Origin of the sequence: Marinobacter sp. KMM 10035 (genome assembly GCF_046537445.1) — a bacterium.
Classification (GTDB): Bacteria; Pseudomonadota; Gammaproteobacteria; order Pseudomonadales; family Oleiphilaceae; genus Marinobacter; species Marinobacter sediminicola.
The window spans coordinates 1-8,797 of record NZ_JBBVMG010000005.1 but is presented as its reverse complement, the minus strand read 5'-3'; the positions used below and the strand labels follow the sequence as shown (position 1 = coordinate 8,797).

General features: G+C 54.1%; 8 protein-coding genes. 5 read left to right on the top strand and 3 right to left on the bottom strand.

The genetic code is table 11. The features are described from left to right. Positions 1-320: 320 nt before the first annotated feature. A complete protein-coding gene (locus tag AADB16_RS17835; RefSeq protein ID WP_410805204.1) occupies positions 321-1,955 on the top strand; it encodes a hypothetical protein in 1,635 nt (544 codons plus the stop codon). 77 nt (positions 1,956-2,032) lie between these two features. Beyond that, positions 2,033-2,227 (top strand): hypothetical protein, encoded by a 195-nt coding sequence (locus AADB16_RS17830; protein ID WP_309045229.1) that lies wholly within the window; start codon positions 2,033-2,035, stop codon positions 2,225-2,227. 80 nt (positions 2,228-2,307) lie between these two features. Here the strand turns inward: AADB16_RS17830 and AADB16_RS17825 are convergent, their stop codons facing one another. From AADB16_RS17825 to AADB16_RS17815, 3 genes are read right to left on the bottom strand one after another with little or no spacing between them, the layout of a single operon-like run. Further along, positions 2,308-2,637, bottom strand: a complete 330-nt coding sequence (locus AADB16_RS17825; RefSeq protein WP_410805202.1) for a hypothetical protein — start codon at positions 2,635-2,637, stop codon at positions 2,308-2,310. A gap of 47 nt (positions 2,638-2,684) precedes the next feature. Further along, a complete protein-coding gene (locus tag AADB16_RS17820; RefSeq protein WP_200370072.1) occupies positions 2,685-3,380 on the bottom strand; it encodes a PspA/IM30 family protein in 696 nt (231 codons plus the stop codon). Positions 3,381-3,394: 14 nt separating this feature from the next. Then, entirely contained in the window at positions 3,395-3,799 is a 405-nt protein-coding gene (locus AADB16_RS17815) for a YjfI family protein (RefSeq protein WP_200370071.1), read from the bottom strand. Positions 3,800-4,004: 205 nt separating this feature from the next. Here AADB16_RS17815 and AADB16_RS17810 point away from each other — a divergent pair, with 205 nt between their 5' ends. The 3 genes from AADB16_RS17810 to AADB16_RS17800 all read left to right on the top strand — a co-directional run. Further along, entirely contained in the window at positions 4,005-4,631 is a 627-nt protein-coding gene (locus AADB16_RS17810; RefSeq protein WP_310966847.1) for a hypothetical protein, read from the top strand. 43 nt (positions 4,632-4,674) lie between these two features. Continuing rightward, positions 4,675-6,744 carry a hypothetical protein gene (locus AADB16_RS17805; protein ID WP_410805199.1) on the top strand — a complete coding sequence of 690 codons (2,070 nt, stop codon included), beginning with the start codon at positions 4,675-4,677 and terminating at the stop codon, positions 6,742-6,744. 85 nt (positions 6,745-6,829) lie between these two features. After that, positions 6,830-8,797, top strand: a 1,968-nt coding sequence (locus tag AADB16_RS17800) for a DNA repair ATPase (RefSeq protein ID WP_410805197.1), incomplete at its 3' end; no start/stop codon positions are given.

Here is an 8,797-nt window from a genome sequence, read left to right as displayed (position 1 = left end):
ATATGGACGACCAGACCTTCAAGAAAAAAGTGGATCGGATGTTTACAGATGTCACCATCATTAACACGGCTCAGCGGCCGAACTTGATGGAAGATAAATTGAGTTACGCCTCGTGAGCTTTCCGAACATCCGGATGTACGATGAAAACCAGTGGATCTGCAATGAGCGGGCGCAAGGCAGCGCCCGTTGGTTCTGAATAGGAACTACGCCGTCCCAGCGGGACAGCCTGAGTGTTGCGCTGTCGCGGCGCGAACATGATGACAAAGAAGATCCTTGACGGGCAAGGGTCGCCAAAACCAAAAGAACAGGCAGTTAGAATCATGGAAGATTCATTTACACCAACAGAGAGCGCCTTCACCGACCTTATCGCTAGTGAAAACCACATAGGCCTGATAAGGGACTGGCGAGAAGTTATCTTTCACACGCTATTTGCAAAAAAACGACACGATCTGGAATTACCTGTCTTGCTTCCTATCGAAGACGGACGATGCTTCATCGGTAGCCCAGACCCGGTAGCGGCCCGGGCAGCTATCAAAGACTTCAGTTTCGACGAAGAGCTGGACATTTTTGTCAAACCGGTTCCCTTGGGAGAGCTCGCAAGGAATGCGTTTCTTTTAGGTGCGTGGCTCTGCTGGACCGGATCCAAAGTAATCATGAACACGTCGCTGATGCATTTAATCGGAATGAAGGCTATTAAACAGGAGCCTTCAGGCCAGGAGCGTTTGTATCAGGCGAAAATCCATGAACTTCAAAACCCGGGCGGGCTCGTCGAGATAATCAAGGCGCAAAGCTGGGTCATCAGCACCGTGTCTGGGGATTCGGCTACCGAAGTGGCGCGAGAAGATCTTATCTTCGATGATCGGGGGCTTGTGGTGTTTGGGCCTGGCCTTGGCCCAAAAGGTGGTGCTAAAAATCGCAGCGACTTGTCGGCTGAAGAGCAGGCGCTGTTTGATTGGTGGGCTGAACCTTTATACGACTATGCCGCGTTGAAGGAGGGGAGTGAAAGAGAGAACGGAGCGGATGAAAATGCCAAAAGCGTAGACACTTACGTCCCGGCCCCTGCCATCGTTGACGAAGAACATCTTCGTTCTTTCTATGATCTTGAACGTGCTGTTCATAATCAAATCATGCCGGATGCCACCAAGCTGCAATTGGAAGTTATTGAAGACCAGGTGATTCCTGAAGTAGAAGAGCAGGATAGCGATGAACTTTTGAGAGTGGATGGGCGGCGGTTCCGTATCTTGTTTGCCGACCATCCCGAGTGGAGCTTGCCCTTGGGCGGGGATGGGCTCACCATGACAGATTACACTGAGGAAGTTTGGCTACCCAAGGAGCCAGGTGTCCATGAAGTGCCGGAACACTTGAGGTTGCGACTTACCCGGGCAATTGCCTGGGTGTTGTTCTGGCACGGGCGTGACCCGGGCAAGCCTGCGCATTTGGTGTTAGGTCAGTTCGAAGGCGTTAAGCCGTTTTGTCCTGATAACATGAATCGCATCTTCGTTCCGGATGCGACCGACGGACGTTTTCCTGCCCTGGCTTGCATGCCGTGTGGTGCGCAGCAGGTTCCCGTGCTTGTTCACGGTGAAGTACCTGAGGGTTACGTTTGTGAAGTTCTGGAGGAGTGCCGGGTTCCCGCTTCGGATCTTCCCCGCGGATTAGTCGGGCGGGATTCTCTGTTGGTTAACGGCTCGGTGCCCTTCGTTTCCATGTGTGCGTTTCTGGTGGTGCCTGTTGCCGCAATCGAGTTTCCCGTGGAATGGTATACCGGCATTCGGACGTCCAACACGCAGCTAATCTCGGACTTTGAATACTATCTTGCGAAACAGGGCCTGAGTGATCAGGCCAAGCTGGATGTGCAAAGTAGCAAAGACCCCAGTGGCATTGCTGGAGTTTTCTGGGCATGCGCTGGGTTCATGGCTTTTATATTTTTGCTCATGGTCCTCTATGGAATATGAGTCGGGGCACAAGCGGGAGTCTGATCCGGTCTGACCCAAGGGATCGAGTTTTTCATAAGCGATGGAAGCGCATGATCATGGAAGAAAAATCAGTTGCCTGTATTGAAGAGTTCGGCAGGCTTGTTGTCGCCAGAGACTACGTTTCACTGGTGCGTGAGTGGCAAGCTCACACTTTTTATGCCGTGTTTGTAAACAATGGCTGTGAGGGAGAGCTACCTGCCTTGGTGGAGGTGCACGATCATTTGGCCTTCCTCGCTGGCACAGCTCCTTGAACTGCCGGCGAATTAAACACCGCAACCAACGCGATCTTTCTCGGCATATATTCCGTTCCGAGGTCTGGCGAAACTGGCTGTCACTCAGATTCGGTCAGATAATTACGGGCAAACACCTGTAAATCCTCCGACACACGCTGGCGGATAGTCGCCCGATCTTGCGGGCCAAGGCCGTACTTGCGGGCCAGCAACTCGAAGTCTTCATCTTTCAGGGTAATGGTCAAACGCGGCCGTGCTCGGGTCTTCTGATAGGGCAGTTCCAGAACTTTGCGCACCATGTCGGAGGTGCTCATGTTCTGTATGGCTGCAGAGACCCGAAAAGCGCGCTGAATGTCATTGGAGAGGTCGAAGGCCATTTGTACGGCCTGAACGGCCTGCTCCTCTTTAGACCAATCCGGTTTATTTGCCATGGGAGTAACCTGAAGAGTTACGCCCCCGGAGTTCGGGGGCGTTGGGCTTACTGTGCAGGGTTGTCTTTGAGTCGAGCCAGCACGTTGTCGATTGCATCTTGTTCGCCGTCAATACCGGCGGCTTTCAGTTTTTCGTCCAGGTCGGCGCCTGTGAGTTCTTTTTCAAGAGTGGCACTGGCGGTCTGGCGGTCTTCTTCCCGGGCCTGGCGCTCGCGAATGCGCTCAAGGGTTTCCTTGGCGGTGTTCAGCGAGGACTTCTGGCTGTTGATGTTTGTATCAATCTGGGCGGTGGTGCGAAGCACGCGCTCATTGGTCTTCACCACTTGCAGTTCCCGGCGGTAATCGGCCAGTTGCTTCTCAGCCCGCTGAACGCGCTCTTTCAGGCCGGCAATCCGCTGCTGCAGCAATTCGCGGGTTTGGGTCAGCTCTACTGCGCGGCGTTCGTGGCCAACAATGCGTTCAGCCACTTCTCTGGCCAGGTCTTCCTGGCCGGCGGCAATGGCCTTGCGGGCATCCTGTTCGCGTTTGCTGGCGTTGTCCTGCTCAGAGCGAATTTGCCGGGCCAAAGAGGCAGATTCGGCCATCAGTGCAGCCAGTTCCTGTTTAGCCTGCTTTAGTTCCTGCTCGGAGTCTCGCAGTTCCTGTTCCAGAATGCGGTTGCCCTGGCCGTCGACTACGGCTTCGCCCAGTTCATTAACGCCACCGCGCATGGCGGTCAGAAGTTTGTTCAGTATGGATCTCATGTCTCAGCCCTCAGTTAAGCCAGGTAGTCTTCAAATGTCTGTAACAGGTCGATGGCATTCTCTGCCAGCGTCACCAGTTCCTGCATGATTTCGGCTGCGCCGGAGGTGGGGCTGAGAGCGCCATATACCACGTAGTGATCACCGGTTTTGCCCAGTGAGCTCAGGGGCATGGGTACACTGAGTCGCAGCATGTTTTCATGCAGTTCATTCAGGCGCTCAGGGTTCAGTTCCTGCTCATCAAAAAGATACGCAAGGCACAGAATTTGAGTGTCGGTTACGGTAAGGTACACCGGCGTTTCTTCTGCACCGGAAACCGTTACCTGAAGCACCGGTTCGTCCCCGGTTATGGGCATAACATCGAAGCGTCGGCCGGCATGGGTAGAATCACCCAAGGCCAGGGTGAGGGTTTGAATATCCACGAATAACTCCTTCCTGTGGCGTTGAATCGGTTCGGCCGATCCGGACGAACCTTGTCCTGTCGCTTGACATTTTATGTCAATAATTAGAGTCTATACTTCGCAATTAAACATTTGCAAGGATTAGTTTGTTTGCGTTATAACGGCGCTCTGGTTTGACACAAACTGTCAATTATTGGATTTACCAGAAAGGATAATCTGGTCGCGTATGGAAACGTTCTTCGCTGTAGCCTTCTCCTTTCCAACGGTAGTTTTCTCCGTTCTGTTGTGTGTGGCCATTCTTTATTGGCTGATATCCCTGCTTGGTATGGGCGATATAGACGCAGATGGCGACATTGATGCCGTTGGCGATTTCAGTGGTCTGATGGTTACCCTCGGGCTGCAAGGTGTTCCCCTGCCTTTGGTGCTCACGCTGTTGTTCCTGTTTGGCTGGCTGGCCAGCTACTTTGTTGATCTTGTTTTTGGCTCTCTTGTTCCGGCTGGCGTGTTGAACTGGCTATACGGAGCAGCTGTTATTTTTTCGGCGCTTGTCGCCTCAGTGCTAGTAACGTCGATCGTGGTACGCCCACTTCGCCCCCTGTTTCGCCGTGCATTTTTGCAACCCCTTCAAAAGCGGATTGTTGGCACCCCTTGTGTGGTGATCTCTTCACGGGTTACTGAAACCTCAGGCCGCGGTGAAACGGTTCTTGATGGTGCTCATCTTGTTCTTCAAATACGCAGTCATTCGCCGCTTTCCCGTCGGGAGAGGGCGGTCATTATTGAACATATTCCGGATAAAAATGCTTGGTGGGTTGTTCCGGAATCCGAATTCCATTCCGGTGGCACCACCGGATAACCCCGCACTCACTCATTTAAAACCAGCTCAGGAGAATGACTAAATGGACTTATCGTGGATGATGCCGGTACTGACGACCATCGGCGTTGTGGTCTTGCTGATATTGGGCGTGTTGACCCTGTTCAAGGCGTTTTATCGCAAGGTAGACCAGGGCCAGGCCCTGATAGTGAACGACCTGTCGCCTACGCCGAAGGTGTACTTCACTGGCGCCATGGTGCTGCCGGTTATTCACCGCGCCGAGACCATGAAAATCTCGGTCATTACCCTGGAGCTGAACCGCACCGGTAAAGAAGGGCTGATCTGTAAAGACAACCTGCGTGCCGATATTACCGTTGCTTTTTACCTGCGGGTAAACGAAACCTCGGAAGATGTGTTGCGGGTAGCCAAGTCTGTGGGTGTTGGCCGTGCTTCCGACCGCAATGCGGTAAACGAGTTGTTCAATGCCAAGTTCAGTGAAGCGTTGAAGACGGTTGGTAAGAAGCTGGAGTTCATGCAGCTTTTTGAAGAGCGTCAACACTTCCGCGATTCCATCATTGAAACCATTGGTGAAGATCTTAACGGCTACATCCTTGAAGACGTGGCCATCGATTACCTGGAACAAACGCCAAAAACCTCTCTGGATCCCAACAACATTCTGGATTCCGAAGGTATTAAGCGGATTACTGAAATTACCGCATTCCACAATGTGGAGACAAACCGTTTAGAGCGCGATCAGGAGCTGGAGATTCAGCGTAAAAACGTTTCTGCTCGCGAGGCCTCGCTGGAACTGGAGCGCAGTCAAGCAGACGCAGAAGCGCGCCAACGCCGTGAGATCGAAACCCTGCAAGCTCGCGAAACATCCGAAACTGAGCAGGTGCGTGAACAGGAACGCGCCCGTGCCGAAGCTGCCCGCATCAAGACAGACGAAGAGCTGGCCATTGCGGAAGAGAACAAGCAGCGCCAGATTGAAATGGCCATGAAAGCCCGCGAGCGTGCGGTTCAAATTGAAGAGGTGCGCATTCGCCAGGCCCGGGAGCTGGAAGATGTAAACCGTGAACGAGCGGTAGAAATCGAGCGCATCGGTATGGAGAAGGCGCTTGAAGGCGAGCGTAAGGAAATTGCGGATATCACGAGCCAGCGTATTGCGGTGGAGCGTAATGTTGCGGAAGAGGAAGAGAACATCAAGGATGTTCGTAACCGTTCGCAAGCTGAGCGCCTGAAGGTTACAAAAGTGGTCGCGGCAGAGGCCGACGCCGATGAACTCAAGCTCAAGGACGTAAAGGCGGCAGAAGCTGCGTTTGAACGCTCCAAGCTGGAAGCGGAGCAGATTCGAGTTACCGCCCAGGCGGAATTGGATGCTGCAGAGAAAGAATCCATTGCCGATGAAAAGCGGGCTCGTGGTCGTCAGGCCTTGTCTGCGTCTGACGGGCTGGCGGAAGCCCAGGTTAAGGAAGCTCAGGCTTCGGCTATTAGGGCTGATGGTATCGCCCGTGCCGACGTTAAATCGGCCACTGCCAAGGCAGATGAAGAAGCCGGCATGGCAGAGATTCGGGTTCTTGAGCAGCGCCTCGAAACAGAAGCCATGGGTGAAGAAAAGCTGGGTCTGGCGAAAGCGGATGCTCGCAAAGCCATGGTATTGGCAGAGGCTGATGGTGAGGCAAGAATGGGTCACGCCAAAGCAGATACTCACAAAGCTATGGTGCTGGCAGAGGCCGAAGGTGAAGACCGCATGGGCCATGCCAAAGCAGGTGCCCGCGAGGCAATGGCCAAGGCAGAAGCGTCTGGCCTGGTAGAGAAACTTAAAGCCTATAACAACATGTCTGAAGAAGCCCGCCACTTTGAAGAATTCCGCATGAACCTGGAAGTTCATGAGAAGGAAGTGCTGGCGAGGATTGAGGCCCAGCAGACAGGCATTCTGGAGAATGGCCGGGTAATGGCCGCCGCTCTGAAGGACGCCAAGTTTGAAATGATCGGCGGCGACGGCGGTATCTTCGACAAGTTCGCCCAAGGCCTTGGTTATGGCAAGAGCGTACAGGGCGTGCTGGATAATGCCCCGTCACTGCAGGCGGCTTTGGCAGGTATCGCCGGGCGTATTGCAGCGGACAAGCCTAGTAAAGCCTCTGAAACTGCATAAAACCCCGGGCACCACCTGCGCCTGAATCGGCGTAGGTGGTGCCTATCTCGTTCAGATTTTCCCCCTTTGTTCAGGATGATTTGGTATGTCGACGGATCGCACCGGCCTCGAGAGCATTGTTCAGGAAGGTTCTGCCTTCGAAACCATTCAGCGTCGCCTGAAAGAGCAGGGCGGTCAGCTTCGCGAGCAGGTGTCGGGGCTGAATCAGGCCCGGGAAGATATTTTCGGAAGCGCTGGCATGAACGTGCTGGGGCGTGCCCGGGTCAGAACTGAAAACAACGCCATAGCACGGGATGTTGTGCGCCTTGGTGACAAGCTGTTGTTTGGTTTTAACCTGCAACTGGGGTTACGCAAAACCCTGGAGCTTGAGGATGTCTTCTGCCTGTATCACCTGAACGATGGTGACGGCGGCTTTGAAATGACAGAGGCCGCGATTGAGGGCACTTTCCTGAAAGATGGCCGCTTTGCCACCGACTTTCGGGAACTTCAGCAATATTACAACACCGCCACTCTGTCTCAGCTGACGATCCTTAAAGGCATGCTGCTGATGGTATTTCGCATCGGTGACAAGCTCAGTGATCTGCGGGTATTTCGCTGGGAGCTGAAGCCTGATGGTGAGGTAAACCGCTACATAGACAACCGGGGCGAGCGGGATCTTACCTTTCCCGACAGGTTCAGTTTTCCATGGAAGACGGTTGGTCGTGACTGTCAGGTGCAGGGGCGGTCTCCGCACCTGAATATCGCCGACACCCTGTTTGTGGATAACCTTCGGGGCGAGATTACCTTCAAGGTAGAGAACAACACCGCTACAGGCGAAGGCATCTATGCAGATCCGGTAGACTCTGATTCCCAGTCCCTGGACGACGCCACCTTTGATTACGCCGATCTGGGTGAAATTCTCCTGGTACGAATTCTTCCCTTCAACGAAAAACACTGGCGCTATTACCTGTTCAACCGCACCCAGCGTAAAGTTGAGCGGGTCGATAGCATGGCCGGCTCTGTGGTGCCGCTTCCGGATAACCACGGCCTCATCTTCCCGTCAGGGTATTACCTCACCACAGGCGAGCTGAAAACCTTCCAGATTCCGGAAGGGGATTTTCGCCTCAAGCGTTCATTGCGAGCGCCCAACGGTGAAGATGTGCTCTACGTGTTTTTCGAGCAGCTCACCGGCCAGGTGATTCTGTTCCGCTACAACCTGATTCGCAAACAGGCCGATGTACCGCTGATTGGTCATGGTTTTGCGCTTTTTGAAAATGGCCATCTGGTGGTTTTCAGCGCCGACAAGGAGCCCACTCTCGTTCACCCGCTGCAAGTTTGGGAAACGCCGTTTACCTCCGAGAACTTCCACGCCCAGGCCAGCGTGGCTAACGACTCGGAACTGGCCCGCATCGGTAACCCGGATTTGGTTCGAGGCATCGCCGAGCTGAACACAGTCATTACTTTGGTGGAAGCCAAGGGCGCCAGTGAGCGTCATTTCACCGCTTTGATTCGCACAGTAGACCGCGTTCTCGACCAATTTTACTGGCTGACTGCGAGGCAGGATGAAGCATTGTTTGCGGGCCTGCATGAGCAGCTCTCCACCATTCGCAACACTGCCGAACTGGTGCTGGATGAGTACGAGAAAGTCCAGAGCATCCGGGCACAGACGGAAGCTGCAATCAGTGAAGTGGCAGATGTTCAGGGTGCCTTGATGCGGGATCTGAAACCGGACAGCTGGAAAGCACCGGATCAGTTTGTGGGGTACCTGGCCAGGCTTCGGGAACACCGGGGCCGGGTGCGAACGCTCAAGGATCGCCGTTACGCAGACGAAGCACGAATAGATGGCCTTGAGCAGGAGTTGGCGGATGCAGAGGAACGGCTGACTGAACGCACCTTCCGTTTTTTGGCCTCCCCCGAAGCGCTGGAGGGCTACCGCAATACCCTGGCAGAACTGCAGGCGGAGCTGGCCAGTGCAGAAAGCCGGGATGCCCTGAAAAAGATTGTGGAGCGTTACCGGGATCTGACCACCGGGCTGGATATGATTCAGGGCATGCTGGCCTCTATGGCGGGTGAT

Excerpts from the sequence above, each read along its gene's own strand:
- AADB16_RS17805 (WP_410805199.1), top strand. The coding sequence starts at position 4,675 with ATGGACTTATCGTGGATGATGCCGGTACTGACGACCATCGGCGTTGTG.
- AADB16_RS17835 (WP_410805204.1), top strand. The coding sequence starts at position 321 with ATGGAAGATTCATTTACACCAACAGAGAGCGCCTTCACCGACCTTATC.
- AADB16_RS17825 (WP_410805202.1), bottom strand. The coding sequence starts at position 2,637 with ATGGCAAATAAACCGGATTGGTCTAAAGAGGAGCAGGCCGTTCAGGCC.
- AADB16_RS17810 (WP_310966847.1), top strand. The coding sequence starts at position 4,005 with ATGGAAACGTTCTTCGCTGTAGCCTTCTCCTTTCCAACGGTAGTTTTC.
- AADB16_RS17820 (WP_200370072.1), bottom strand. The coding sequence starts at position 3,380 with ATGAGATCCATACTGAACAAACTTCTGACCGCCATGCGCGGTGGCGTT.
- AADB16_RS17830 (WP_309045229.1), top strand. The coding sequence starts at position 2,033 with ATGGAAGAAAAATCAGTTGCCTGTATTGAAGAGTTCGGCAGGCTTGTT.